At 46.8% G+C, this 24,161-nt stretch carries 30 protein-coding genes; 19 read left to right on the forward strand and 11 right to left on the reverse strand.

The features are described from left to right. The first annotated feature begins 42 nt into the window (after positions 1-42). Together D479_RS05815 and map are read left to right on the forward strand one after the other, a co-directional pair. Positions 43-597 (forward strand): sugar O-acetyltransferase, encoded by a 555-nt coding sequence (locus D479_RS05815; protein ID WP_008634696.1) that lies wholly within the window; start codon positions 43-45, stop codon positions 595-597. 87 nt (positions 598-684) lie between these two features. Next, positions 685-1,440 (forward strand): type I methionyl aminopeptidase, encoded by a 756-nt coding sequence (gene map, locus D479_RS05820; RefSeq protein WP_008634701.1) that lies wholly within the window; start codon positions 685-687, stop codon positions 1,438-1,440. Between the two features lie 73 nt (positions 1,441-1,513). Here map and D479_RS05825 read toward each other — a convergent pair whose 3' ends face one another. From D479_RS05825 to D479_RS05835, 3 genes are all read right to left on the reverse strand, one after another. After that, positions 1,514-1,711, reverse strand: a complete 198-nt coding sequence (locus D479_RS05825; protein WP_008634702.1) for a cold-shock protein — start codon at positions 1,709-1,711, stop codon at positions 1,514-1,516. A gap of 195 nt (positions 1,712-1,906) precedes the next feature. Then, complete coding sequence (locus D479_RS05830; RefSeq protein ID WP_008634703.1) at positions 1,907-2,758, reverse strand: hypothetical protein; 852 nt, start codon at positions 2,756-2,758, stop codon at positions 1,907-1,909. A 20-nt stretch (positions 2,759-2,778) separates the two neighbouring features. Continuing rightward, the gene (locus D479_RS05835; protein WP_008634704.1) at positions 2,779-3,606 is read right to left on the reverse strand and encodes an alpha/beta hydrolase; all 828 of its coding nucleotides are present in this window, start codon (positions 3,604-3,606) and stop codon (positions 2,779-2,781) included. 95 nt (positions 3,607-3,701) lie between these two features. Here D479_RS05835 and D479_RS05840 point away from each other — a divergent pair, with 95 nt between their 5' ends. Further along, positions 3,702-4,481 carry a cobalamin-binding protein gene (locus tag D479_RS05840; RefSeq protein WP_008634706.1) on the forward strand — a complete coding sequence of 260 codons (780 nt, stop codon included), beginning with the start codon at positions 3,702-3,704 and terminating at the stop codon, positions 4,479-4,481. Between the two features lie 20 nt (positions 4,482-4,501). Here D479_RS05840 and D479_RS05845 read toward each other — a convergent pair whose 3' ends face one another. Then, the gene (locus tag D479_RS05845) at positions 4,502-5,293 is read right to left on the reverse strand and encodes an MBL fold metallo-hydrolase (protein WP_193743870.1); all 792 of its coding nucleotides are present in this window, start codon (positions 5,291-5,293) and stop codon (positions 4,502-4,504) included. Between the two features lie 234 nt (positions 5,294-5,527). After that, entirely contained in the window at positions 5,528-6,928 is a 1,401-nt protein-coding gene (gene nhaC / locus D479_RS05850; protein ID WP_008634710.1) for a Na+/H+ antiporter NhaC, read from the reverse strand. A gap of 400 nt (positions 6,929-7,328) precedes the next feature. On the opposite strand from nhaC, the gene D479_RS05855 reads away from it, so the two are divergent. The 4 genes from D479_RS05855 to D479_RS05865 all read left to right on the forward strand — a co-directional run bounded on the left by D479_RS05855 (position 7,329) and on the right by D479_RS05865 (position 9,475). Continuing rightward, the gene (locus D479_RS05855; protein ID WP_008634712.1) at positions 7,329-8,069 is read left to right on the forward strand and encodes an AzlC family ABC transporter permease; all 741 of its coding nucleotides are present in this window, start codon (positions 7,329-7,331) and stop codon (positions 8,067-8,069) included. Continuing rightward, a complete protein-coding gene (locus tag D479_RS05860; RefSeq protein ID WP_008634714.1) occupies positions 8,066-8,359 on the forward strand; it encodes an AzlD domain-containing protein in 294 nt (97 codons plus the stop codon). Before D479_RS05855 ends, D479_RS05860 begins: the two co-directional genes overlap by 4 nt. A 61-nt stretch (positions 8,360-8,420) precedes the next feature. After that, positions 8,421-8,819, forward strand: a complete 399-nt coding sequence (locus D479_RS20640) for a hypothetical protein (RefSeq protein ID WP_008634716.1) — start codon at positions 8,421-8,423, stop codon at positions 8,817-8,819. Positions 8,820-8,941: 122 nt separating this feature from the next. Then, positions 8,942-9,475 (forward strand): GNAT family N-acetyltransferase, encoded by a 534-nt coding sequence (locus D479_RS05865; protein ID WP_008634718.1) that lies wholly within the window; start codon positions 8,942-8,944, stop codon positions 9,473-9,475. 37 nt (positions 9,476-9,512) lie between these two features. On the opposite strand, the gene D479_RS05870 is transcribed toward D479_RS05865, so the two are convergent. After that, on the reverse strand, positions 9,513-10,391 hold the full coding sequence (locus tag D479_RS05870) for a cation diffusion facilitator family transporter (protein WP_008634720.1): 879 nt from the start codon (positions 10,389-10,391) through the stop codon (positions 9,513-9,515). Between the two features lie 309 nt (positions 10,392-10,700). Here D479_RS05870 and wrbA point away from each other — a divergent pair, with 309 nt between their 5' ends. From wrbA to D479_RS05885, 3 genes are all read left to right on the forward strand, one after another. Beyond that, positions 10,701-11,306 (forward strand): NAD(P)H:quinone oxidoreductase, encoded by a 606-nt coding sequence (gene wrbA / locus D479_RS05875; RefSeq protein ID WP_008634722.1) that lies wholly within the window; start codon positions 10,701-10,703, stop codon positions 11,304-11,306. A gap of 382 nt (positions 11,307-11,688) precedes the next feature. Then, a complete protein-coding gene (locus D479_RS05880; protein WP_008634724.1) occupies positions 11,689-11,931 on the forward strand; it encodes an IDEAL domain-containing protein in 243 nt (80 codons plus the stop codon). Between the two features lie 125 nt (positions 11,932-12,056). Beyond that, positions 12,057-12,836: a M15 family metallopeptidase gene (locus tag D479_RS05885; protein WP_008634726.1), complete on the forward strand. Its 780-nt coding sequence runs from the start codon at positions 12,057-12,059 to the stop codon at positions 12,834-12,836. A gap of 216 nt (positions 12,837-13,052) precedes the next feature. Here D479_RS05885 and D479_RS05890 read toward each other — a convergent pair whose 3' ends face one another. Next, positions 13,053-13,673, reverse strand: a complete 621-nt coding sequence (locus tag D479_RS05890; protein WP_008634729.1) for an NAD(P)H-binding protein — start codon at positions 13,671-13,673, stop codon at positions 13,053-13,055. Between the two features lie 340 nt (positions 13,674-14,013). Here D479_RS05890 and fumC point away from each other — a divergent pair, with 340 nt between their 5' ends. From fumC to D479_RS05905, 3 genes are all read left to right on the forward strand, one after another. After that, complete coding sequence (gene fumC / locus D479_RS05895) at positions 14,014-15,405, forward strand: class II fumarate hydratase (RefSeq protein WP_008634731.1); 1,392 nt, start codon at positions 14,014-14,016, stop codon at positions 15,403-15,405. Between the two features lie 131 nt (positions 15,406-15,536). Further along, positions 15,537-15,740, forward strand: a complete 204-nt coding sequence (locus tag D479_RS05900; protein WP_008634733.1) for an alpha/beta-type small acid-soluble spore protein — start codon at positions 15,537-15,539, stop codon at positions 15,738-15,740. A gap of 63 nt (positions 15,741-15,803) precedes the next feature. After that, positions 15,804-16,037 (forward strand): hypothetical protein, encoded by a 234-nt coding sequence (locus D479_RS05905; RefSeq protein WP_008634736.1) that lies wholly within the window; start codon positions 15,804-15,806, stop codon positions 16,035-16,037. Between the two features lie 98 nt (positions 16,038-16,135). Here the strand turns inward: D479_RS05905 and ugpC are convergent, their stop codons facing one another. Together ugpC and D479_RS05915 are read right to left on the reverse strand one after the other, a co-directional pair. Then, entirely contained in the window at positions 16,136-17,233 is a 1,098-nt protein-coding gene (ugpC, locus tag D479_RS05910) for a sn-glycerol-3-phosphate ABC transporter ATP-binding protein UgpC (RefSeq protein WP_008634738.1), read from the reverse strand. 143 nt (positions 17,234-17,376) lie between these two features. After that, on the reverse strand, positions 17,377-18,270 hold the full coding sequence (locus tag D479_RS05915) for a helix-turn-helix domain-containing protein (protein ID WP_008634741.1): 894 nt from the start codon (positions 18,268-18,270) through the stop codon (positions 17,377-17,379). A 120-nt stretch (positions 18,271-18,390) separates the two neighbouring features. Here D479_RS05915 and D479_RS05920 point away from each other — a divergent pair, with 120 nt between their 5' ends. After that, complete coding sequence (locus D479_RS05920) at positions 18,391-18,672, forward strand: metal-sensitive transcriptional regulator (RefSeq protein WP_008634743.1); 282 nt, start codon at positions 18,391-18,393, stop codon at positions 18,670-18,672. A gap of 70 nt (positions 18,673-18,742) precedes the next feature. On the opposite strand, the gene D479_RS20645 is transcribed toward D479_RS05920, so the two are convergent. Continuing rightward, on the reverse strand, positions 18,743-18,919 hold the full coding sequence (locus tag D479_RS20645) for a hypothetical protein (protein ID WP_008634745.1): 177 nt from the start codon (positions 18,917-18,919) through the stop codon (positions 18,743-18,745). 133 nt (positions 18,920-19,052) lie between these two features. Here D479_RS20645 and D479_RS05925 point away from each other — a divergent pair, with 133 nt between their 5' ends. The 3 genes from D479_RS05925 to D479_RS05935 all read left to right on the forward strand — a co-directional run bounded on the left by D479_RS05925 (position 19,053) and on the right by D479_RS05935 (position 21,567). Further along, entirely contained in the window at positions 19,053-20,189 is a 1,137-nt protein-coding gene (locus D479_RS05925) for a DUF445 family protein (protein WP_008634747.1), read from the forward strand. Between the two features lie 86 nt (positions 20,190-20,275). After that, on the forward strand, positions 20,276-20,635 hold the full coding sequence (locus D479_RS05930) for a YlbF family regulator (RefSeq protein ID WP_008634748.1): 360 nt from the start codon (positions 20,276-20,278) through the stop codon (positions 20,633-20,635). Positions 20,636-20,883: 248 nt separating this feature from the next. After that, positions 20,884-21,567 carry an enoyl-CoA hydratase gene (locus D479_RS05935; protein ID WP_008634751.1) on the forward strand — a complete coding sequence of 228 codons (684 nt, stop codon included), beginning with the start codon at positions 20,884-20,886 and terminating at the stop codon, positions 21,565-21,567. 46 nt (positions 21,568-21,613) lie between these two features. Here the strand turns inward: D479_RS05935 and D479_RS05940 are convergent, their stop codons facing one another. Beyond that, entirely contained in the window at positions 21,614-21,799 is a 186-nt protein-coding gene (locus tag D479_RS05940) for a YhzD family protein (protein ID WP_008634753.1), read from the reverse strand. Positions 21,800-21,959: 160 nt separating this feature from the next. Between D479_RS05940 and D479_RS05945 the strand changes: the two genes are divergently transcribed. After that, a complete protein-coding gene (locus tag D479_RS05945) occupies positions 21,960-22,859 on the forward strand; it encodes an ABC transporter ATP-binding protein (RefSeq protein ID WP_008634754.1) in 900 nt (299 codons plus the stop codon). Next, the gene (locus D479_RS05950) at positions 22,852-24,105 is read left to right on the forward strand and encodes an ABC transporter permease (protein ID WP_008634755.1); all 1,254 of its coding nucleotides are present in this window, start codon (positions 22,852-22,854) and stop codon (positions 24,103-24,105) included. Before D479_RS05945 ends, D479_RS05950 begins: the two co-directional genes overlap by 8 nt. Positions 24,106-24,161: the final 56 nt, after the last annotated feature.

Consider the following 24,161-nt stretch of genomic DNA (forward strand, 5'->3'; position numbering starts at 1 on the left):
AAAGTAAAGAAAGAAATGGAAACCTATGACGGAGGTGCGAGAATGACGGAAAAAGAAAAGATGTTAGCTGGAGAATTATACGAATCGTGGGATGATCAACTCGTTGTGGAGCGGTCGCGGGCGAGACAACTCACCTACGCGTTGAACCATACGAAAGAGTCTGAATCCCATTATAGGAATCAATTGCTGCACGACCTTTTCGGATCCATTGAAGGAGAAATGAGCCTGGAGCCGCCGTTCCATTGTGATTACGGCTCCAACATCCACGTCGGGGACGGTTTCTTTGCAAATTTTGGATGTATCTTTCTGGATGTATGCGCGATTACAATTGGAAAAAGGGTACTGCTTGGCCCGCAGGTGCAGATTTATACCGCTACCCACCCGATGGACAGAAAAACAAGAGCAAGCGGGCTTGAATCGGGAAAGCCGGTCACCATTGGAGATGATGTATGGATCGGTGGAAATGCCGTCATCTGTCCCGGGGTTACAATCTGTGATAATGTCATAATTGGTGCCGGCGCTGTCGTAACGAAAGACGTCCCTTCCGATGTTTTCATTGGAGGAAACCCTGCGTCTATCATTAAAGAAGTGGAATAAGGGCTATGGGTGGTCGTTCTTTCATTTTTTCGTTATCATACTATATGGTGAACACATACGTAAGAAGATAGAAAGGGTTGAACCTAAATGATTAAACGTAAGAGTCGGAGAGAAATTGAGAAGATGCACGAAGCTGGTAAACTGTTGGCAAGTGTACATGAACGTCTACGCAGCTTCATCAAGCCGGGCGTAACGACGATGGAAATTGAACAATTCGTAGAGAAATACTTGGCGGAACACGGAGCGACAGGGGAACAGAAAGGGTACCAAGGGTATGAATTCACAACATGTGCTTCCATTAATGATGAAATCTGCCATGGATTCCCTCGCACCGAGAAATTAAATGCCGGCGATATCGTAACGATTGATATGGTTGTAAACTTGAACGGCTACCTTGCTGACTCTGCCTGGACGCACGCGGTTGGAGAAATCAGTGAGGATGCCCGTAAGCTGATGGATGTAACGAAAACGTCCCTTTATAAGGGGATTGAGCAGGCAGTGCCGGGTAACCGCATTGGAGATATCGGTCATGCCATTCAAAGTTACGCAGAAGGAGAAGGGTATTCTGTCGTCCGTGACTTTACTGGACACGGCATTGGTGAATCCATTCACGAAGACCCATATATCCCTCACTTCGGAGCTGCCGGTAAAGGGGCACGTTTGAAAGATGGTATGGTCATTACGATTGAACCGATGATCAATATTGGTGGATGGGCAAGCCAGATGGATGAAAACAACTGGACAGCACGCACCGTAGACGGATCCTTGTCTGCTCAGTACGAGCATACCATTGCGATTACGAAAGATGGTCCAATCATCTTAACAGAGCAAAGCGAAGAATAAAGAAAAAGCCCGGCAATGGATGCCGGGCTTTTTCGTATAAAAAAACTCCCCGGAAAGGGGAGTTTATACGTCCTTATTTTTGAACGTTAGCTGCTTGTGGTCCACGCTGACCTTCTTCGATTTCGAAAGTTACAACTTGACCTTCTTCAAGAGTTTTGAAACCTTCTTCTTGAATTGCAGAGAAGTGTACGAAGACGTCGTCTTGACCTTCTACTTCAATAAATCCGAAACCTTTTTCTGCGTTAAACCATTTTACTGTACCTTCAACCATGTACAATTACCTCCTGCGTGGAACATCCACATTGTATTACTATTCTTGCTCTCTTCAATTCCATCAAGACGACATCTTTCAAAACATCTTCTCTTGCATGAATCTGATTGAACAACGAATAATTAACATCAGTATAACAGATGGCCCAATTGAATGAAAGCCCTATCTCGAAGAAAGTTGCCATTAATTTGGATGTTATTCCTGGGGCTGTTTTGTGTACGCTTTATTCAGCAGAGCGAAGAGGCTTTTCTCTACAATCGCATCCACATCCCCCTTAGGAATCCTGACTAATTCCGGCAGAGAATATCCCTGTTCGAGAAGGTGGGAAACAACGAGCCATCCGGTGTAATTGGCCTCTTTTTCGTAACCGGATGCGCCTGTACCTTTTGTAAAGGAATAGAGTGCTTCATAATCCGTCCGATGGAGGTGTGGAAGAATGTTGATCATCACCCGGTTAGGTTCACGGGTACATCCCTCCTGATCCCACGTGAAGCAGGGGTCAAATCTGCTGTCGTCCTCGAGAAGAGCCTGAGTCGTATGGAGAGCGACCCCTTCCTGGAATAGGAGCTGTCCAAGCGTCCTGGTGAAGCTCGGGGCAAGACCCGAACGGCTGCAGTGTACGACTCGGGCCAGTTCCTGAATCAACCGGGATTCACTCGCTTCCAGCTCAACCGGGAAGCAGAGGGTATAAGTATCTTCTTCTTTAACGATGAAAGGGTCCGTTTCAAAGGTGCCTACGAAGAACAGCACGGTCAAAGATATCGGCTCTGTGTACCGCATTGTTTGTTTTATATAATCGAAACGATCGTTCAAGTCCACCGGGTCCATTTCAAAATACTTGATCCGTTCGTAGGCGAGAGGGTACTGTCCCCACCCATATTCAAGCATTTCTTTAGCGAGCTGGTCATTCTGGTATCCCGGAGGTGTGTGGGGAAAAGCGTAATGTTCCTTCCAAAGGCTTAAGCGTTCATGCGGAGGTGTTTTGGATGCCAAATCATAAAACGTTAAGAAACGATCCAACATTTGTTCACACTTGACAGCAGTCATGATGATCTCCTCCCAATGGATTATGGTTTATTTAAGAATTCCAATCGTTTATTCCACACTTCTTGAGCATCACTGCCGATCCAAATCAAATGACTGTCCGAGTCGACTTCAAATATTTCACAATCACGGACGTTTGACTTCAAGAGAACGGCATGGGCATAGGGGACGGAGCGGTCATAGTGGGAATACATCCCAAGTACCGGTACTTCCAGACGATCCATCACCGGGACCTGATGTCTCAAATCTGTCCGAAATCCTTTGCCGGAACGGGAAGTGGCAATCATGTCATAAATGAAGCGACGGTCGTTTGTAGACAACTCCCGGACGATATGATCGGCATCTTTCGTTGTTAACTCTGCCAGCATCTGTTTGATGACGAGGTCCGGAAATAAGGTAAGCATCGTCTTCAAACTTTTCCAAAATACTTTCTCAGCCGGGCCGAATAACACTTGTGCCCGCCGTCTTACTTTTTCTTCCCAAGGCATGGTCATTGCCGCTTCCATGATCAGCTTGGACACACGATCAGGGTGATGCAGTGCCAGGGCGATGCCGGTAGGACCTGCGGCTGATACAGCAATGACATGGACCTTCTCCAAACGTAAATGATTGAGAACTTCAATGATCGTATCGGCGAAAGCGTCAGGCGTGCGTCCTGTGGATATATCCGTTCCATCGTATCCTGGACGGGAAATCGTAAGCAGGGAATAGCCTTCATAGACAAGGCTGCCGTGGGAAAGGTCGGTTTCCCTGGTGCAGTGCCCGCCTTTCAGAAGCAGCACAACGGGGCCGACTCCTTTATATGTATATTCAACGACTCCTTTGGACGTATCGAGTAATGCTGTCGTCATGAAATCAGCCCTTTCTTTCATTTTCCATAAATTAAATATAAGCTATAATGAAGGAAATTGAAACATCAGATGATTCTGAAAAAAGAGGTGGGAACATGAGAATTGTGTCGATTTCTCCTAGCAATACTGAGATTGTCGCGTATTTGAATCAGACACATCTGTTGGTTGGTGTCGACAATTATTCTGATTACCCGGTGGAAGTAAAGAAGCTTCCAAAACTTGGCCCGGATTTGTCCATAGATATGGATAAAGTGGCTTCTTTGAAGCCTGACCTCGTCCTTGCGTCGTTATCCGTTCCGGGAATGGAGAAAAATATCGAAGCACTGGAAGACCGGGGCTTGCCCTACATTATATTGAAGGCGGACAGTCTTTATGAGATCGGCGAGGAAATCAGGAAAGTAGGCACAGCTCTTGGAGTAAAGCGGGAAGGAGAAGCAAAAGCATCGGCATTTCTCGCAGAAATTGATTCCTATCGACAGAAAAACAGGGAGGGTGGGATTCGTCCTTCTCTTTACTGGGAGTGGTGGCCCAAACCGGTGTTCAGTCCTGGAGGTAAGAACTGGTTGACGGAAATAAGCGAGCTGGCTGGTGCTGTCAATATTTTTGCTGACAAGGATATCGCTAATTATAAGACCGATTGGGAAGAAGTGAAGAGGAGAGATCCCGATCATATCTGCATGGTCTGGGTCGGCGTTGCGGAGGATAAGATGAATCCCGATCTACTAAAGAAAAGACCAGGGTGGAACGGGCTTAAGGCGTTAAAATACGAGAGGATTCACGTCTTGGAGGAATCGTTGTTCTGTCGTCCTGGTCCACGTCTGCTGGCTGGACTTAGACAGCTTGATACTTTACTAAATGAAAAAAGAGACGGATGAATTTCCGTCTCTTCGCCGGGCTAATGGATGTTTCGCTTATGCTTCGGCACCGCGAGCTCTTTGAAGTTTTTTGCGAGCTCCTCCAATTGGGTCGTCAGGAGCTCTCCTTCCATTGGAAGCCCATGACCGGTAATCGCTACTCCAGGGTTCAGTGCAGCCAATGCCTTGACGGATTTTTCCGCATCGTCCCAGTTATGAGTGAAATAGGCAGGTGGCCCATGGACGTGTTGATGTTGAATGAACACAGCCATACTTGACTCCTGTTGAACCGTGATAAAGGCGTCGCCTGCGATCAGCGTCCTGTCCTGCTTTCTGAACAAGGAGACGTGTCCCGGTGTATGTCCCGGGGTGTGAACGATACGCCAATCCTCTAAAAAAGGAAGTGTTCCATCTTCCGGAAGCGGGTGAACGTATTTGCTCAGATCGACCGGATCTGTTGGGAAGAACGGGGACAACAGCGAGAAGAGCCCGCCTCCAACTGTAGCATCTCCAACCGGATAATCCCGTTTGCCTGTTACATAATCCATCTCCAACGGGTGAATATATATGGGTACTTCCCAATGGTGTGCGAGCTTCTTCGCAGATCCGACATGGTCGAAGTGACCGTGAGTGAGGAGAATCGCCCGCGGGGGATTGTCCTGTCCAAACCTTTTTTCTGCCGCTTCAATAATCCGTTTGCTGTAATGAGCTATGCCGCAATCGATCAATACCCAGTCCTTGGTGTCCTTGTTTCCTATAAATACCACATTTGCAATCAGTGTTCTATAAAATGCAAGGTCCGGAAGAACTTCCTCTGCCTCTGCATGCCCCATATGCCAATCGTCATTCGAATGTTCTCCATGCTCGAACGTTTCCAATCGCTTCACCTCTTTCTTTTCCTTTCTTTATTTTGAGTGGTTCGCTCCTGCTTTATTCAAGAAGAGGGGATGCGGAAACAGGAAATGGTAATAAGGCTTCCGATCTGCGTTAAAGGTATGGCTTTTCCTGTCAATATTTCTTCTGAAAGCTGAAAAAAAGAGCGCAGAGTGCGCTCTTTTTACCTTTGTTCAATTCACTTTTCGATATGTTTCTTCTGCTTTCGGTGTCAGAGTCCTTCCCGTCAATCCGAAAAGGATCGTGAGTATCGGACAGAGGATACAGAAGAAGGCGAAAGGTAGGTAATCCAGCACCGAAACCCCGAGAACGTCGGCAAGGAAGACACCGCACACGCTCCACGGAACGAGCGGATTGATTACTGTACCGGCATCTTCCAGTGTCCGGGAGAGGTTCTTCTTCGCAAGACCTGCTTTCTCATACACGCTTTGGTATGCTTCTCCTGTCAGAAGAATGGAAAGGTATTGCTCTCCGATAGCAACATTGATCCCGATGGCTGTGAGTGCTGTCGAAACGGTCGCTGCCCGTGCGGACTTCAAAGTGCTCTGAACGCTGGAGAGAACGGCTGGTATCACTCCTGTAACAAAGAATAATCCTCCTAATGCGAGTGCCAGAATGACGAGAGAAACGGTGAAGAGCATTCCGTTCATCCCGCCACGGGTTAGCAACTGGTCGATGACTTCGTTTCCAGTCGTTCCCTGAAAACCTCCAAACCAAGTACTCCATAATGCCTGCCAGTCAAGGATTCCCCGTAAACCTGCGATGACAGTGGCAGTCATACTGCTGATGGCGAGAGATAAGAACGCCGGTCTTTTGGTCATTGTCATGATAACTAAGACAAGAAGAGGAATCCAAGACGTCCAATGCATCAATCCGGTGTCCACAAGACCGATACGAAATTCATCCAGTGCTTCTGTATTCGTCGATGCATCAGGAGACAGAAATATGAAAAGCACGAAAGTCAGAATGGAAGCCGGAATAGTCGTCCAGGCCATATTTTTGATATGATCGAATAAGTCGACCTTTACGACGGTAGAGGCAAGGTTGGTCGTATCTGACAATGGAGACATTTTATCTCCGAAGAAAGCACCGGAGACGATTGCTCCCGCTGTCATGGGTAAGGAAACATCTGCGGACTGTGCTACACCCATAAAGGCGACACCGACAGTTGCTGCGGTTGTAAAAGAACTCCCCAGGGCGACGCCTACGATGGCTGTGACCGCAAAGATGATGGCCAGGAACCAAGGACCTCCGGCCAGCAGGAAGCCTGTATTCATAAGTACGGGAATGGTACCGCTCGCCATCCAGCTGGAAATAAGTATTCCGATGACGAAGAATAACAGAACGGCTCCCATTCCCGTCTGAGCACCTTCGACCATACCGTGCTGCAATTGCTTAAACGACATCTTCTTTAAGAGACCGTAACCGATCATGATGAAGATGCCGATCAGAATCGGTACATGGGGAGTTGCCTGCAGACCTATAATGAAATAACTGATGACTCCCACTGTGATCAAAAGCATAATAATGGATTCTATGATGCCGGGCAGTGATTTGGGCTGTAAATGTAACATATCCTATTCCTCCTGTTCTTTTCTGCATACAAAAAAGCCTCGTCCTGGATCAGGGACGAAGCTTTACTCCGCGGTACCACCCTTGTTGGTAAGATAACTTACCCGCTCATTTGGTGTATCATCTGCAGCGAACCCTGTAATTCAAAGTTGGAAGGGCCCGGATTTCCACCATTTCATCCGGTCTCTGACTGCTGCTCTTTCCACTTCTACTTCGGAGTTCCTGATACGTATATATTCTTTTTCGCTTGAACGCTTTTGTGCAATGAAGTAAGTAAATACATAATATGAAAAACAAGGCTCCATGTCAATGGTTTTTTATGCTAGTCTATTTTCTTTGATCTTGATATTCTGTATATTGTAAATATTGTGAAGTTCTTAGTCGATCAGGAGGGGTTGCTAGATGGGAGCATCACTAATTGGAACGCCTGTTCCGGCGACACGTTTACATATGGTAAGGAACGGGATTGTTGCAGGTATGCCGATCATGCTCGGTTATCTCCCTGTAGCCTTGACCTATGGCGTACTGGCAGGGAGGTCGGGGATGACTATGGTGGAATTGACCTTAATGAGCGTATTGGTGTTCGCCGGAGCTGCGCAATTCCTGGCTGTAGGTATGGTGGCTTCGGGAACCGGAATCATCGAAATCATCCTTGCTACATTCGTTCTTAATTTTCGTCATTTTATCATGAGCTTTTCTTTTGTCAATCGTTTAAAAGGGATTGCCGTTAAAGCCAAGCTTCCGATGGCGCTTGGACTTACGGATGAAACGTTTGCTATGTCTTCCTTATATAAGGATCCTGCCGACGAGCGGCATGGAGCGTATTTCTATGCGTCTCTTATTTTGACTGCTTATGTTTCCTGGGTTGCGGGTTCTTTCTTCGGAGGAGTGCTCGGGGATGTCATGCCGGAACGTCTGAGTGACAGCATGGGAATTGCGTTATATGCGATGTTTATCGGACTATTAATTCCATCTTTAAAAGGGAGTGTTCGAGTCGCATCCATAGCAGGAGCGGCTATGCTCATTAATTTTATTTGTCAATCCTTTGAGATGAGTGAAGGATGGTCGATTGTTCTCGGTACGGTAATCGGCGGCTTCCTCGGGATATGGATGCCGGATGAAGAAGGGGGAGAAGGTAAGTGATCGTTTGGATGATTATCGGAATGGCCGTTGTTACAGCCATCCCTCGCATTGCTCCGGTCTGGATTGCCGGGTTCGTCAGCTTTCCTCCTTGGGTGGATCGGTGGTTAAATGCCGTTCCTTATGCCGCGTTAGGAGCGTTAATCTTTCCTGGTATTCTGCGTGTAAAGCCGGATGCCCCGCAGGTCGGTATCATTGCGGGTCTTGCGGCCGTTTTGTTAGCCTGGCTGAAAGTACCTGTCATAGGAGTGGTTCTTGGTGCGGTCATCGTGGTGTTCCTCCTGACGTTGTAGGCACACCTCTGGTTGGGGTGCATATCGTATAAGGATAATTCGCGGAAGGGATTTGATCGTTATGTACCGACAACAATGGTTTCCTTTCGGGCCGCCGGGACGACCGCCCGGCCCTTCAGGCCCCCCTGGACCTCCAGGGCTCCCACCCGGGCCTCCAGGACCGCCGTTTGGAGGTGGAAGTGGTGCAGGACAGCTGCCGCCCCCTCCGCCCCCTCCTCCGCCGGAACCGCAGCAAAATCAGTTCCAGTCTCCTGCCCCCCTTGCTGTGGATCCGCAGTCTCTGTTCGGCTGCATGTACCGGAATACGTGGATTCGCTTAGAGAATGGCAGCTCTTTCTGGTTTTATCCGACGTTCATCGGGAGGACGTCGGTCGCGGGATACAGATGGCAGCGCCGCCGGCAGCAATGGGTTTATACCGGTTTCGACACCCGGTTAATAGCAAGCTTCCAGTGTAGATAAGGGAGAAAGGATGATGCCCTCAGGTATCATCCTTTTTTATTGACGGCCGCAACGGGAAGAAGACTGCTATTTACAAGGCATTCTGATACAATAGAAGCATCTTAAGTGAAGGGACGAGTACCATGCCTGAAGTAAGAACGGCCCGTTTTGAAGATGCAGCCACTATAGCAGAAATACATGTGAAAAGCTGGAAATCCACGTATGAGGATCTAATAGCAGAGAAGGACTTAAGCAATACGACGGTCGAACATCGAATCGCGTTATGGGAAACCGTCCTGAAAAAACCGGTGAACGGTCAAATTGCCTATGTCATTGAGAACGATGATCACGAGCCCGTAGGATTTGTTTCCGGGGGGAAAGAGCGGACGAAAAACTACGGGTATGATGGAGAAATATATGCGATTTATTTATTGGAAGAATACCACGGAAAAGGATACGGAAAGCAGCTGCTGAAAGCATTTACGGAAGGAATGCTGGAAGCCGGATATCAATCGCTGCTCGTATGGGTGCTGACCAATAACCCGTCCAGCCGTTTTTATATTAAATATGGCGCCGACCCGGTGGAAGCGGAAAAGGTGACCATCGGACAAGGAACATACGAGGAGACAGCGTATGGATGGCGTAACCTTTTAGATCTTTTAGGAAAATTAAACTGAAGAACAGCCCCTGCTGGAATTCCAGCAGGGGCTGTTCTTAATCCTCTTCTTTTTCGTAGGGCTCGATGTGAATGTGGGCATAAGTAATGTTGTTCTCTTTCTCCAAGTGGTCTTCGATTTCATCTGTAATGTCATGCCCTTGTTGAATGGTGATGTTGGGATCGACGTGAATGATCGCATCGACCAGTGTTTTGTTTCCTTGAAGACGCGCTTTCACATCCTTTACCGCCCACACTTCCGGATGAGAAGCAATGGCTTCACGTATGTGCTCCAAGTCCCCTTCATCGTATCCGTCGGTAAGGGTATGGGTGGAGTCCTTGAAAATATCCCAAGCGGTTTTGCATATGATGAGGCCTACGATAAGACCTGCCAGAGGGTCCAGCCAAAAGACTCCGAACTGGGCGCCGAATATCCCGATAGCTGCGCCGATACTGACAAGGGCGTCGGAGCGGTTATCCTGTGCTGCGGCATAGACGGCACTGCTGTTGACCGACTTAGCAAGGTTTAAATTATAGCGGTAAACGCCATACATAATGACAGCGGCGACAAGAGCGGTCCAGGCGGTCAGCATCTGCGGCTGCGTTGATTTCTGTTCCAGGATGTCCTGAACGGTACCGATAATTACTTCCAGACCGACGGTCATCATGATAAACGCTGCAATCAGGGAAGCGATTGTCTCTGCGCGGAAGTGGCCGTAGTGATGATCAGCATCAGGCGGCTTCCTGGAAATTTTCAGCCCCACCAGTACAGCGATAGAGGCGATTACATCGGTTGTATTATTCAATCCGTCGGCTCGAAGCGCTTCGGAATCACCGATGGAAGCAATCGTCAGTTTGGCGATGGAGAGGATGACGTAGGCAATGATACTTACCCAAGCTCCACGCTCACCTTTCTTCAAATTATCGTAATCATTCATTCTTCAACCCCCGATGTATTCGGATAAAAGCAAGATATAGCTTACCAGATACATTTTCGTTGAGTCTAGAGAAAAAATGCTTTCCACAGGCATCTTGCTTGGCTGAGGTAAGGATAGTTGCCTTTGTTCAAAAACTCAATGGTGTTTAGTATGTGGAATCTTTTTGATAATAAATATATCTGATAATTAAATCTATTTGTTTCCATTTAGAGGCAATCGGGTATAGAAGGCAGTGTATTGTACGAAGAATATGACAGATAGTAGGAGAGTAACGATTTTACCTTTAACTTAAAAAAAGGAGTGATCTGTATGTCTCAAGTCAAACTGGCAATCATTTATTACAGTTCGACAGGAACGAACTATAAGATGGCGAAGTGGGCGGAAGAGGAAGCGAAGAAAACAGGAGCAGAGGTGAAGCTTCTTCGCGTCCCGGAGCTTGCACCGATGGAGTCCATTGAGCAGAACCCTGCCTGGAAAGAACATTACTTACAGACGAAGGATGAAGTGGAAGAAGCGAAGGTGGATGACATGGACTGGGCTGATGCCATTTTGTTCAGTGTTCCCACCCGTTTCGGTAACGTACCGGCACAGTTTAAGCAGTATATGGATATGGCGGGTGGACTTTGGTTCCAAGGGAAGCTCGTCGACAAAGTGGTCAGCGCCATGACCTCTGCGCAAAACCCTCATGGAGGACAGGAATCGACACTCCTGAATCTCTACACGACTATGTTTCACTGGGGGGCACTCATTGCTGCGCCCGGATATACGGATGATGCAATATTTGCTTCCGGTGGAAATCCCTACGGTACAAGCGTTAGCGTCGATGCGGATGGCAATATGAAAGAAGATATTGAACCGGCCGTTCGTCATCAGGTCCGACGCACACTCGATGTCGCCGGTAAAATTAACAGGTAAGGGAGAAAGCAGCTTCTTAAGAAGCTGCTTTTTTTATGTCGGAAAACCCTCAGCAATGCAGAATACAATCTCCTTCATCGACGTTGGAACGATTCCACCTGCCGGCCCGGCTCCTTCTCCTGGATACATGACTGCTTCAAAAAGCGCGTCTATTTTTATTTCAGACGTGTATAGAATCGGATACGAATTCCAATTGGTTCTTAATTACCATTTTTTGTTTTAGAGGTAAGGTGGGAATCTTGGAATCAGCCCTCTATTAATGCGTTTTTGCAGGTTTATAAATTTTTAAAATGGGAATCATATAACTAAATATTCAGAAAACTTGTTGCGTTTGCTTGATAAATCCTGCATAATGAAAAAAAGCATGAAGGGGGTATTCAAAATGAGAAAGCAAAAGATCATTTACGTTATCCGTCGGGACCCCGAATACAAAGGGAAAGAGATTACGGCAAAGAGAGAATTGTCCTATGGTATTCAACTTGCCTCACGTCTGCTTTTAGATCACTTAAGTTATCAATTCAATAAAGAACGCCTGGACGAGCAGATAAACCGGGCCATTGATAACCATGACCGCGAAGAATTCGAGCGCTTGAGTAAACAATATCAACCCTTCACATGGGAATAAATGATAAAGCCACTGGGACATGCAGTGGCTTTTTTTAATGGAAAGAGAAGGGTTTCCCATATGCAACATCTTCCTCTGAGTGTTATAGTAGACTATATGAATACAGATATAGGAAGGTAATAACATTGAAAAAAGCACTGGCAATAACTATGATCAGCCTGTCGCTGACTGCGTGTTCCATCAACACTCAAACGACAGAGCAGAAGGACGAAACCGTTCCGGCTTCGGCGGAACAGAAGCAACAGACATCCGAACATTGGCAGTCTCAGGAAACGAAGCAGGAGCAGTCCGAAGACATAGCCTTGGAGGATGGGACAGTACAGGTTGGTGAGCCGGAGAGCATCACCGCTGTGGTCAACAAGGAAAGAAAGCTGCCCGGTGATTATGTACCGAATGATCTGACCGTTCCAGACGTCCCGTTCTATTTTGAAAAATTCCAGGAGAAGAAGCAGCTGCGTGAACCTGCGGCACGGGCTCTGGAGGATCTGATTGCTGCTGCAGAGGCAGATGGGATGAACATCGTCGCTGCCTCCGGTTATCGCTCGTATGACCGTCAGACGGAAATTTACGATCGCAATGTGGAGATATACGGAAAAGAGGAGACCGATACCTTTTCCGCCGAACCTGGTACAAGTGAGCACCAGACAGGGCTTGCCATGGACGTGACGTCCGCTCAAATGGCATTCAAGCTCGATCAATCATTCGGGGAGACACCGGAAGGAAAATGGCTCGCTGAGCATGCTCACGAATATGGATTCATTATCCGATATACAGAAGGAAAAGAAGACATAACAGGTTATACGTATGAGCCGTGGCACCTGCGGTATGTAGGGACGGAATACTCTACGGAAGTCCATGAAGAATCCAAGTCATTGGAAGAATTTTTCGGTTTTTATAAGGAATGAGTAAAAAAAAGAACTCCCTTCCAATGAACGGGAGTTCTTTTTTTCAAGAAGTGATGTTTAAGGAGCAGGATGCTTCAAATGGGACGCTGCTTTAAGGGCTGCCGGTAATACTTCTTTTTGCTGTTCCGGAAGCTATCCCGGGACCAGCACTTCTTTCATGCAGTCCGCAGCTGTCCAACGTTTCTTTTCATCGTACACTCCAATACAAAAGCTATCTTAATAGCAGATGCCGACTCTTTTTTGGGGGAATCGGCTGTCGATCATTTCCTGCATAGCAAATTCCGCAGTATCTGTAACCGTTATTTTTTTGCCGTCTTCCGGCAGTTTGTTTATTTCATAACGCACAATTCCTTCTTTTCCACCGTCAGGAAGGTAAGTGGGGCAGATAATCGTCCATTCAAGGTCTGACGCTTGCAATAGTCGATAAACCTGGGCGTGTTCTTCCGCAGCGAATGTCTGCTTCCGCTTGGATTCATTGGTTTCAAAGCGGAATTTCCCTTCCTCGTGCCGGCTGTTCAGTATGCCGGCGGTTCCAATAGTGACAATGCGGCTGATTCCCTTTTCCTTCATTACTCGAATAATGTGAGGAAATGATGTGGTTAATGTATCTGTTTTATCCGTACTCAGGCCACTGAAAACAAGATCGCAGCCATCCAGGGTTTGTCTGACGGCTGCCTCTTCTTTCGTATCTCCGACGATAAGCTCCGCACCCGGGATCATCGCTTCTGCTTTCGAGCGGTCTCTTACCAACGCTTTTACGGCGAACCCTCTTTTTATGGCATGCTTGACAACAAGCGAGCCAACTCGTCCTGTTGCTCCAAATACAGCTATTTTCATATAGATCAACTCCGTGTTTCTCAATTATCTTATTTCTTTTTCCTTACACACAAGACTCCTATGTAAACACTCGTCCATTTTAGACGCTACAAAAAAAGGGAGCCCGTTGCAAGGCCCCTTTTCACCACATTATACCCACTTGAGAGATCAAGCAATTATGGACGATGTGTTCAATGGTTGCTTGATACGGTCATTATACATAAAAATCAGAAAAATGTAAATAATCTGAAATAAAATAAGTGGTATTTTGTCAAAAAGAATCGGAACGGTACGTGATTGTTCAAAAGATTCTTGATACAATGAAATGGCAGAAAATGAAATGGTGAAAGGGAGGATTCTTATGGATTATCGTATGGAGAAGGATACCATTGGTGAAATCAAAGTGCCAAGTGAAAAATACTGGGGAGCACAAACACAGCGGAGTAAGCAGAACTTTCCGATCGGGGAAGAGAAGATGCCGAAGGAAGTTGTGGAAGGATTCGCTATATTGAAGAAAAGTGCAGCCAGGGCGAATGCAGAGCTCGGGCTTTTAGAAGCGGATAAAGCGGATGCCATCACCTACGCAGCGGATAAGATTATCGCAGGGGAGCTGGAGGAGCATTTCCCACTGGTCGTATGGCAGACAGGCAGTGGTACACAGTCCAATATGAACGTCAATGAAGTCATTGCCTACGTAGGAAACCAATGGCTGGAGGAACAAGGCAAAGAAGCGCGTCTCCATCCAAATGACGACGTAAACAAATCACAAAGCTCGAATGATACGTACCCGACGGCGATGCATATCGCATCCGTAAGAAAAGTCGAAGACGTTGTACTTCCGGCTCTCGTACAATTGAAACAAACATTGAATGAAAAAATGGAAGCGTTTCATGACATCGTTAAAATCGGCCGAACCCATTTGCAGGATGCCACTCCTTTAACATTGGGACAGGAGATCAGCGGCTGGCACCGTATGCTTGAAAAGACGGAAAAAATGCTGATTGAAAGCACTCAATATGTGAAGGAATTAGCTATCGGCGGCACAGCTGTAGGAACGGGGCTCAACGCTCATGTCGATTTCTCTGATCATGTCGTAGCTGAAATCAATAAAGCGACAGGGAAAACCTTCCTTTCTGCACCAAATAAATTCCATGCGCTTACATCTCATGATGAGCTCGTACATGCTCACGGAGCTTTAAAGGCATTAGCCGCGGATATGATGAAAATCGCCAACGACGTGCGCTGGCTTGCCAGCGGTCCACGCTGCGGCATCGGTGAAATTACGATCCCGGCCAATGAACCGGGAAGCTCCATTATGCCTGGTAAAGTGAACCCTACTCAAAGTGAAGCCGTGACGATGGTGGCGGCCCAAGTAATGGGAAATGATGCGACCATCGGATTTGCAGCCAGTCAGGGAAATTTTGAACTGAATGTATTCAAACCGGTCATTGCTTATAATTTCCTCCAGTCTGCACAGCTCCTTGCCGACAGCATCGTTTCCTTTGATGAGCGATGTGCAAGTGGAATTGAACCGAATCATGAACAAATTGAAAAGAATCTGCGCGATTCCTTGATGCTTGTCACAGCCCTGAACCCGCATATCGGTTATGAGAATGCGGCGAAAATCGCCAAGACCGCTTATGAGAAAAATCAGACGCTGAAAGAGACGGCAGTCGAACTGGATCTGTTAACAGAAGAACAATTTGAAGAATATGTAGATCCTAAATCCATGACGAAACCGAACGCAAAGTAAGTAATACCAAGGATTTTCAGCCATCGTGATCTCTTTTCGTTTTATCTCCAAAAATTTCCTCTGTTTTTTTTGACATAAAAAACAGATGTCCGACCCATACTACGATTACACAGGACAGGAGGTGAGACACGATGGCTAACAACAACAGTTCAAACGAGTTGGTTGTACCTGGCGTACAACAAGCTCTAGACCAAATGAAATACGAAATCGCTCAAGAATTCGGCGTACAACTTGGTGCTGACACTACAGCTCGCGCTAACGGTTCTGTAGGTGGAGAGATCACTAAGCGTCTTGTACAAATGGCTGAACAACAGTTCGGTGGATACCAAAAATAAATATTGGTGACGAAGGAGGAAGGGTGAGCCCTTCCTCCTTATTTTTGTTAAAGGAGTCCACTTATGCAGGAATGCAGTGCATGCAATGGCTGGGGGGACCGGGAGTATAACTGCCCGCGATGCCCGAACCTCATGAAGGACGAAGGCCGTGCGGCGGATTATTTCGATGATTACAGTCCTTATCTCGATCAGAATGCCACCGATCTCGTGGACGGAGTGGAGAACTCTGGTACCGGTACATGTGTTCATTTGTTTGTATGTGATTCATGCGGGTGGCAGGATATCCGGCAGATGTAAGGAGAGGAATGAAAAAAAGAATCCGGCATGACCATTATTGGTTCTGCCGGATTCTTTTCGTTTATACGTGAAATCGGTGGCTGTAAAATTGACGTATATTAATGGATGCGAAGTTCTGTATCTTTGTCGAAGAAGTGGACTTTGTTCATGTCGATCGCTAATTCAATCTTATCTCCGCCTTGAATGTCTGAGCGGGAGTCCACACGTGCGATAAATTCCTGATCGTTTACTTTGGAGTACAGGTAGGATTCGGATCCCATTAATTCCGCAACTTCGATATCAGCTGTGATTTTCTTATCCTGGTTGGCGTCAATGAACAAAGGTTCGTCGTGCATATCTTCCGGTCGGACGCCGAGAATAATATCTTTGCCGATATAATTCTGCTCGCGAAGCGGCTTCATCTTACCTTCAGGAACGGCAATCTTAATTTCACCGAGCTCAATGTGCCCATCTGCCAGCGTTCCGTTCAGGAAGTTCATGGCGGGAGAACCGATGAAACCACCGACAAATACGTTATCCGGCTTGTCATAAACTTCTTTAGGAGCACCGACCTGCTGAATAATTCCGTCTTTCATAACGACAAGTCTCGTCGCCATTGTCATCGCTTCCGTCTGGTCGTGGGTAACATAAATCGTTGTCGTCTGCAGGCGCTGGTGCAGCTTCTGAATCTCGGCACGCATTTGCACACGAAGTTTCGCATCCAAGTTGGAGAGCGGTTCATCCATTAAGAACACTTTGGCATCACGTACGATGGCACGACCCAGCGCAACACGCTGGCGTTGTCCGCCTGATAACGCTTTCGGTTTACGGTCTAAAAGAGCTTCCAGACCAAGAATCTTGGCAGCATTGTTTACGCGTCGCTCAATTTCACTCTTGTCCATTTTACGGAGCTTCAGGCCGAATGCCATATTATCATAAACGTTCATGTGCGGGTACAAGGCATAGTTCTGGAATACCATCGCGATATCGCGGTCTTTAGGAGCAACATCATTCATGCGCTTATTATCGATCATGAAGTCGCCGCCGCTGATTTCTTCCAATCCGGCAATCATCCGGAGAGTGGTGGATTTTCCACAGCCGGAAGGACCGACGAAAACGATAAACTCTTTATCGTCGATATGTAAATTGAAATCATCTACCGCTTTCACATTTTTATCATAGATCTTATCGATATTCTTCAACATTAACTCTGCCATGATCATTTCCCCCTGTGCTAATTTTTAAAAACGCTTTCTGAAAACGTTTTCTTATTAGCTTCAGTGTAGCGGAGTTCCTTGATCTGGTAAATGGACAAAGTGCACAAACCTCTGTCGAATTGGTTTGTGCACTTTGTCGGATGTTACTGTTCCATTTGCAAAAGAGCCAGATATACCGGGACTGCCACTTCAAATTTCTTTACATCCAGTCCTGTTCTTTCAATGAATTTGTCGACCCTGTATTGCAGGCTGTTCCGGTGCATATACAATTTCTTAGCCGCGAGAGTCGTGTTGGAACCGGACTCGAGGAACACCCGGATGGTATCAAGCAGTTCCTTCTCCTCGTCCATATCTGAAAAAACGGTTCGTTTCATATAATTCCAATCCTCTCTGTTCAGAGAATCTAGAAAAAGGTACGGCAGGATTTCGATGGAGGACACGACGGGACCCAAATGATAATCGGCTGCAATAGCTGCTGCCCTTTCGGACCAGAGGAATACGGTGCGCGCATCTTGAATATGCGTTTCCGTATCACTGACATAGAAGCGGATGTCGGTATAGAGATCGCTCATCAATATGTCCGGGATGCCTTCCAAAGTGAGCAGTTCCTGATTTTCCTGAAATACTTCTTCAATAATCATTCCTTCCCGGTTATTCTTCCAAAGAATTGGTACTTCCTCCGGGAAAAGCGATTGGAAAGCTTCTTGTATCGATTCCTTATCAGGCGTTGTATCCTTGATGGAGAAGATTAAGAAACGAAAGGCGCGAGGCGGATGGAAATCAGGAGCTTTGTCCTGGCCTTTAAGTATCTGCCGCCATTGGGCTTCTCTTGTCGGCTCCCCGTGCTTCTCGTTGATCGGCGTGAGGAAAATCGACAGCAGGTCTGCTTCTTTATCGTGAAGTGCAGCTTTGTCAATACCGACCAAATCGCCGTCCTCCGTCGTAAACCATTGGAATTTTGCTGCCTCTTTTCTGTTTTTAGGTTTCTGTAATAAGATCGAAGGGTATATACGTGTGAGTTGATCGATTATCGTCATAGCTCGGCTCTCTTCCTTTTCATTAGAATATTTAATAATATAGTAGTACAATATAGGAATTACGCAAAGCGCTGTTATCAAAATAAGATAAAGGGTGTTAGTGGAGAGGAGGAAAAAGACATGGATCAATTGAAGGAAAAAAGCGTCTACGGTCAGGAGACCAAGAATCGGTTGAAGAGAATTGAAGGACAGGTCCGGGGCGTGTTGAAGATGATGGAAGAAGAAAAGGACTGCAAAGATGTCATCACCCAACTTTCCGCTGCCCGTTCTGCAATGGACCGTGCAATCGGGTACATCGTGGCGAAGAACCTGGAAGGATGCATTCGTCAGGCACATGAAGAAGGAGAATCAGCGGAGGATTTAATTAATGAAGCCGTTCAAATGATTGTTAAAAGCCGATGAGCTCGTCGGAATAAAGAAAGCTGTCGCTTCACCGCGTCTGGAACCCAGACCTTTTAGCGACAGCTTTTTTTTATTTCCCGTCTTTCTTATTTTCTGCCTGTTCCGGGATCTCATGGGCTTCTCCTATTTGTTCTCTGCCGTACACAGGGAGGACCGTGCCGCCGGCCATACCTTCATTGATCATACGGTCGACATCCAGCTCATATTTATCTTTTCCTTCGGGAGCTTCCTTTCGCTTCTTCGTCATTTTCTCACCTCCTTTTTTACATTCTGCCCGATATGGCAGAAACGATGAGGAAAGGAAGCGCTTCTTCTCTTATTGGCACGAGACGTGGAAATCGATTATACTTGGTACACTATGATTGGAAAGAAGGTTGAACATGAATCCAGTACTACTCATCATCATGATGGTCGCCATCGGGGCCCTGATTGGTGGTTTGACGAATTCATTGGCTATTAAGATGCTTTTCCGTCCGTACCGGGCGGTTTATATAGGGAAATTCCGACTTCCATTTACACCCGGGTTGATTCCTAAGCGTCAGAAAGAACTGGCGCAGCAGCTTGGAAAGATGGTCGTCAACCATCTGTTGACAGCAGAAGGACTTCGAAGGAAATTGGAGCATCCGAAATTTCAGGAACAGATGACCGCGTTTGCCGGCCGTGAGGTTCAAAAATTACTGCAGCAGGACAAGCCTTTACGTGACCTGCTCAACAAGTATCACGTGGACGTTTCGACCGCTAAGTTGGAACAACAGATAGAAGCATGGGTCGAAGAGCGTTATGATCTGGTTATGGAACGATATCGCACGGTTCCGCTTAAAGAGGTTCTGAAAGAGCAATGGCTGGAACAGGCGGACGAAAGTATAGAAGCTCTGGCCGGACATCTGCAGGCGAGCGTCGAACAATACTTCCGAAGTGGGGAAGGCCGGGAGAAAGTGGAGGCACTCATTGAAAATTATATGGACAACCAAGGTTTTCTTGGCAGCATGATTTCCTCATTCATCGGTCCGGAGGGACTGACGGAGCGTATTTATCCCCTTATACTAAAGTATGTTTCCGATAGAGAGATGAATGACTGGCTGCAGTCGATGCTTCGTAAAGAGAAGGACAAGCTGCTCGAGCAGCCGGTCGGTTTCTTTGAAGATAAGGTCGGAAGCCGGACGATCAGCAAAACTCTAGGCAGGGCAGCCTCCAACGCCCTCCCTGTGGAAGAGTGGATGAACCGGACGGTACAGGAGTGGACAGCTCCTTATCAGAAGAAGATTGTAGAAGAGTTTGTACCTGTGGTCGTTCAGAAATCGATCGTCCTGTTATCCTCGAAGATAGAAGGTCTCATGTCTACGATGAAACTTGCAGACATTGTTCAGGAAGAAGTGGAAGCCTTTCAAGTCGATCGACTGGAGGAAATGGTTCTCGGCATTTCCAGAAGGGAATTTAAGATGATTACGTATCTTGGTGCTCTTCTCGGTGGATTAATCGGAATATTACAGGGATTGATTGTCTTATTGATGGGATAACCGGTAATTCCTATACAGAACGAAATGAGTTTGTTATAGTGGGGTAGGAGTTTTGAAAGAACGAAATCTTAGGAGGTACGTAAATTATGTCAAACCTATACGATCACGCATATGATCTTGAGAAAGCAATCCGCAACAGCGAGGAATTCAACGGACTGAAAAGTGCTTATGAAGCAGTCATGAACGACGAAGCTGCGAAGAAAATGTTCGATGATTTCCGCGAAACACAAATCAACCTGCAGCAGAAACAAATGCAGGGTCAGGAAATTACAGAGGAAGAAGTGGAACAGGCACGCAACGTGGTAGAGCTTGTTCAGCAGCACCCTCAAATCTCCAAGCTTATGGAAGAAGAACAGCGTCTGAACACGGTTATCAATGACATCAGCCGCATCATCACGAAGCCGTTGGAAGAGCTTTACGGTAACCCGGAAGCACCTCAACAGTAAGTAATTCGTACACGCCGCCTGAAAAGGGCGGCGTTTTTTTTTGCCTTTTTAAAGATGAAAAGGGAAAAAACAAGGGAATGCTGTCGATCAAAGCAGGAAAATGAATGGTCATTCACGAAAGAGTATGCATGGTTCAATTCTTATCAACGAAGGGGAATGGATATGAGTCGATATATCATAGAAGAAAAAGATAATGTCGTCCATTTGAAAATCGCCCGAGGGGAGAAATACAATGCCTTGATGCGGGAATGCTTAAGGAATTTGTCCAGGCGCTCCACGATGTAGAGGCGTGTGAGGCGCAGATTGTCGTCCTTTCAGGAGACGGGCAGGGATTTTGTGCGGGTGGGGATGTTACGATGATGACGGAAGTGGCGGATAAAGATGTATTTGCTGCTGTTATGGATCATATTGAATCCATCGTGACGTCGATATTCCGTATGCCTAAGATTGTCATAGCCGCTGTTCACGGACCAGCTGTAGGATTAGGATTAAGCATTGCCCTTTCGGCTGATTATATTATCGCGGATGCGGATGCTAAGCTTTCGATGAATTTCATTGGTATTGGTCTCGCTCCGGATGGAGGAGGTCATTTCTGGCTTCAAGAACGGCTTGGAACCCATCAAGCAAAGCACTTCGTCTGGGCTGGAGAACAGATGACGGCCGAACAAGCTCTCGAGCATAAACTGGTGGATAAAGTTGTAGAGGGAGACATACAGGCTGAAGCGGATACGTTCGCTGCCTATTGGAGCAGGCGTCCATTATCTTCGATGATTGCAACAAAGCAGATCTACCATCAATATCAAATGCCTCAACTGCAGCGTTATCTTGCAGATGAGAGGGAAGCGCAGTGGCAGCTGAGGCAGACCGCCGATCATGAAGAAGGCGTTCGTGCATTCGTTGAAAAGCGAAGACCACATTTTACCGGGAGATAAAAAAGTAGGAAAGCCACGCACCTGAAGATGCGTGGCTTGATTTATTTCATCGGTGAAACAGGACGAGACGGCCGTCCGGAGCTACACAGCGGTGAGTGTAGCTGTCGTATCCCTTCTCTGCTAACTTTTGAGAACCAATATCTTTCGCTTTGTCATCGTTCTCTGCTTCGAATGCTTCATCCAGTACATTTGTGCCGTCCTTTTCGAATACGGTTAAGTAGTAACGCTTCATGGCAATGCCTCCTCAGGTGAATAATCGTTCATTTTCTTACATTGGCTTTTCATACGGGAAAATCCTGCATGGAAGCTGGATTTCTTTTATTTTCCTTGATTATGAAACCTTTTGTTCAAAGAGGGCGTACGTATAGAGTACAGAAAGGGGAGAGAAAGGCATGACATTGAAATTAAAATCTGTGACGAAGCAGTTCGGGTCGTTTACAGCTGTGAATGATTTATCGCTGGAAATACCGGAAAAGCAGATCTTCGGGTTTCTTGGTGCGAATGGTGCGGGAAAAACGACAACGTTCCGGATGATTCTCGGGCTGCTGGATCAATCAGCAGGAGAGATTACGTGGGAGGGCGAGACCGTCGGTTACGATAAGAGTCATTTAATTGGTTATTTACCGGAGGAAAGAGGGCTGTATCCGAAACTGAAGGTTCGTGACCAACTCGTCTATCTCGCCTCTTTACGCGGGATGAAGAAGGCAGAAGCCGTAAAGGAAGTTAAAGCCTGGCTCGAACGTTTCAAAGTGCCGGAGTATGAACAGAAACGAGTCGAGGAGTTGTCCAAAGGAAACCAGCAAAAAATTCAGTTCATATCTGCCGTTTTACATAAGCCGAAGCTGCTGATTCTCGATGAGCCTTTTTCCGGATTAGACCCGGTTAATGTAGAGATGCTTAAGTCTGCTGTCGTCGATTTGAAAGAAGCGGGCACGTCGATTGTTTTCTCTTCCCACCGGATGGAGCATGTAGAAGAATTGTGTGAGCATTTATGCATCATGCATCACGGCCGCCCGGTTGTCCATGGAAAGTTGAAGGACATTAAACGTTCTTTCGGAAAAAAGAATATCCGTGTACATGCGGACTTCGATACGTCCTACTTGGAGGCGGTGGAAGGGGTGACGGCTTACAAGTCCATGTCGGAAGGATGCGAATTGCAGATTGCGGAGGAATCGGTTGCCGGCCGCGTGTTCGAAGCGCTTCATGGGAAAGGATTCGTACGCACCTTCGATTTAGAAGAGCCTACCTTGAATGATATTTTCATTGAGAAAGTGGGGTCTTCCTATGAATAAATTCTTCATTATGATGGGGCATGCCTATAAAAACAGAGTGAAGTCGAAGTCATTCGTCATCACGACGGTTGTGATGGTTGCTCTTATTTTTCTAGTTTCCAACCTTCAATCCATCATCGAAACATTCTCAGGAGAAGAAGACAGCCGGGAAGTAGCAGTCCTTTCTGAAAATCCGGAATGGTACGCTGCTCTGGAACAGACACTATCGACCAATGAAGAGATGGAATTAACGAATTACAAAGGGAACCTCGATGAAGCTAAAGAGGAAGTGGAATCCGGCAATTATGATTCCATTATCGAAATAGAAGCGGATGAATCCGGCCTGCCTTTCGCGACGTATTATGCGGATCAGATCGCTAATACAGGAGAGAGTGAACCTGTCCGCCAAGCACTGGAACAAATGAAGGTCCTTCAGGTGACACAAGATGCGAACGTCGATCCGGAAGTCCTTCAGCAGATTAATCAGCCGGTCGTCTTCGAGTTGGTAGCTTTGGAAGAGAGTGCAAAAACGGCCGAAGAATTGGAACAAACGCGTGGGATCGTCTACATCATGCTGTTCTTTATGTATTTTTCCGTCATCATGTACGGCAATATGATAGCGACGGAAGTGGCGACGGAGAAGTCGAGCCGCGTTATGGAAATACTCATTTCTTCCGTCTCACCTGTATCGCAGATGTTTGCAAAAATCATCGGAATTGCTCTGCTCGGTTTGACTCAGTTTGCCGTCTTTATCCTGGCAGGGTATATTGGCTTGAAACAGAGCGCTGATGGAGGCGAAGATACGTTCCTCAGCTTCATCGGTCTGACCAATATTGAGCCGATGACCATTATCTATGCCGTCATCTTCTTCCTGCTTGGCTATCTGCTTTATGCTACGCTTGCAGCTATGCTCGGTTCTCTTGTCAGCAGACTGGAGGACGCCCAGCAGATCGTTGCACCGATGATCATGATGATCGTCATCGCCTTCTTCCTGGCAATAGTGGGCTTAAGCATGCCGGATGCCACATTCATCACGGCAGCCTCGTATTTCCCATTCTTTACGCCGCTGCTTATGTTCCTGCGTGTAGGTATGCTGGATGTACCCGGTTGGGAAGTAGCTTTATCCCTAGGGGTTCTTATTGGATCGATCGTACTGCTTGCCGTCATCGGTGCAAGGATTTACCGCGGCGGTGTTCTCATGTACGGGAAATCCACGTCACTCAAGGATGTGAAGACGGCCCTTCAATTATCTAAAAAGGAAAAATAAAGCTGGAGATCTGCGGGAGATGGCTTCCGCAGATCTTTTTTGTGTTATAGGGGAAC

This window comes from Halobacillus sp. BAB-2008, from assembly GCF_000328325.1.
In the GTDB taxonomy this organism is placed as follows: Bacteria; Bacillota; Bacilli; order Bacillales; family Halobacillaceae; genus Halobacillus.

Bases quoted from the DNA above. Each gene is read 5' to 3' on its own strand.
- D479_RS05880 (WP_008634724.1), top strand. From the start codon at position 11,689: ATGAGAAAGCAAAAGATCATTTACGTTATCCGTCGGGACCCCGAATAC.
- D479_RS05855 (WP_008634712.1), top strand. From the start codon at position 7,329: ATGGGAGCATCACTAATTGGAACGCCTGTTCCGGCGACACGTTTACAT.
- D479_RS05900 (WP_008634733.1), top strand. From the start codon at position 15,537: ATGGCTAACAACAACAGTTCAAACGAGTTGGTTGTACCTGGCGTACAA.
- D479_RS05865 (WP_008634718.1), top strand. From the start codon at position 8,942: ATGCCTGAAGTAAGAACGGCCCGTTTTGAAGATGCAGCCACTATAGCA.
- D479_RS05845 (WP_193743870.1), bottom strand. From the start codon at position 5,293: ATGGGGCATGCAGAGGCAGAGGAAGTTCTTCCGGACCTTGCATTTTAT.
- D479_RS05905 (WP_008634736.1), top strand. From the start codon at position 15,804: ATGCAGGAATGCAGTGCATGCAATGGCTGGGGGGACCGGGAGTATAAC.
- D479_RS05945 (WP_008634754.1), top strand. From the start codon at position 21,960: ATGACATTGAAATTAAAATCTGTGACGAAGCAGTTCGGGTCGTTTACA.
- wrbA (WP_008634722.1), top strand. From the start codon at position 10,701: ATGTCTCAAGTCAAACTGGCAATCATTTATTACAGTTCGACAGGAACG.
- D479_RS05835 (WP_008634704.1), bottom strand. From the start codon at position 3,606: ATGACGACAGCATTACTCGATACGTCCAAAGGAGTCGTTGAATATACA.
- D479_RS05890 (WP_008634729.1), bottom strand. From the start codon at position 13,673: ATGAAAATAGCTGTATTTGGAGCAACAGGACGAGTTGGCTCGCTTGTT.
- D479_RS05920 (WP_008634743.1), top strand. From the start codon at position 18,391: ATGGATCAATTGAAGGAAAAAAGCGTCTACGGTCAGGAGACCAAGAAT.
- D479_RS05815 (WP_008634696.1), top strand. From the start codon at position 43: ATGACGGAAAAAGAAAAGATGTTAGCTGGAGAATTATACGAATCGTGG.
- D479_RS05825 (WP_008634702.1), bottom strand. From the start codon at position 1,711: ATGGTTGAAGGTACAGTAAAATGGTTTAACGCAGAAAAAGGTTTCGGA.
- D479_RS05950 (WP_008634755.1), top strand. From the start codon at position 22,852: ATGAATAAATTCTTCATTATGATGGGGCATGCCTATAAAAACAGAGTG.
- nhaC (WP_008634710.1), bottom strand. From the start codon at position 6,928: ATGTTACATTTACAGCCCAAATCACTGCCCGGCATCATAGAATCCATT.
- map (WP_008634701.1), top strand. From the start codon at position 685: ATGATTAAACGTAAGAGTCGGAGAGAAATTGAGAAGATGCACGAAGCT.
- D479_RS05915 (WP_008634741.1), bottom strand. From the start codon at position 18,270: ATGACGATAATCGATCAACTCACACGTATATACCCTTCGATCTTATTA.
- D479_RS05930 (WP_008634748.1), top strand. From the start codon at position 20,276: ATGTCAAACCTATACGATCACGCATATGATCTTGAGAAAGCAATCCGC.
- D479_RS05935 (WP_008634751.1), top strand. From the start codon at position 20,884: ATGCTTAAGGAATTTGTCCAGGCGCTCCACGATGTAGAGGCGTGTGAG.
- D479_RS05870 (WP_008634720.1), bottom strand. From the start codon at position 10,391: ATGAATGATTACGATAATTTGAAGAAAGGTGAGCGTGGAGCTTGGGTA.
- D479_RS05830 (WP_008634703.1), bottom strand. From the start codon at position 2,758: ATGACTGCTGTCAAGTGTGAACAAATGTTGGATCGTTTCTTAACGTTT.
- D479_RS05925 (WP_008634747.1), top strand. From the start codon at position 19,053: ATGAATCCAGTACTACTCATCATCATGATGGTCGCCATCGGGGCCCTG.
- D479_RS20640 (WP_008634716.1), top strand. From the start codon at position 8,421: ATGTACCGACAACAATGGTTTCCTTTCGGGCCGCCGGGACGACCGCCC.
- D479_RS20645 (WP_008634745.1), bottom strand. From the start codon at position 18,919: ATGACGAAGAAGCGAAAGGAAGCTCCCGAAGGAAAAGATAAATATGAG.
- ugpC (WP_008634738.1), bottom strand. From the start codon at position 17,233: ATGGCAGAGTTAATGTTGAAGAATATCGATAAGATCTATGATAAAAAT.
- fumC (WP_008634731.1), top strand. From the start codon at position 14,014: ATGGATTATCGTATGGAGAAGGATACCATTGGTGAAATCAAAGTGCCA.
- D479_RS05840 (WP_008634706.1), top strand. From the start codon at position 3,702: ATGAGAATTGTGTCGATTTCTCCTAGCAATACTGAGATTGTCGCGTAT.
- D479_RS05940 (WP_008634753.1), bottom strand. From the start codon at position 21,799: ATGAAGCGTTACTACTTAACCGTATTCGAAAAGGACGGCACAAATGTA.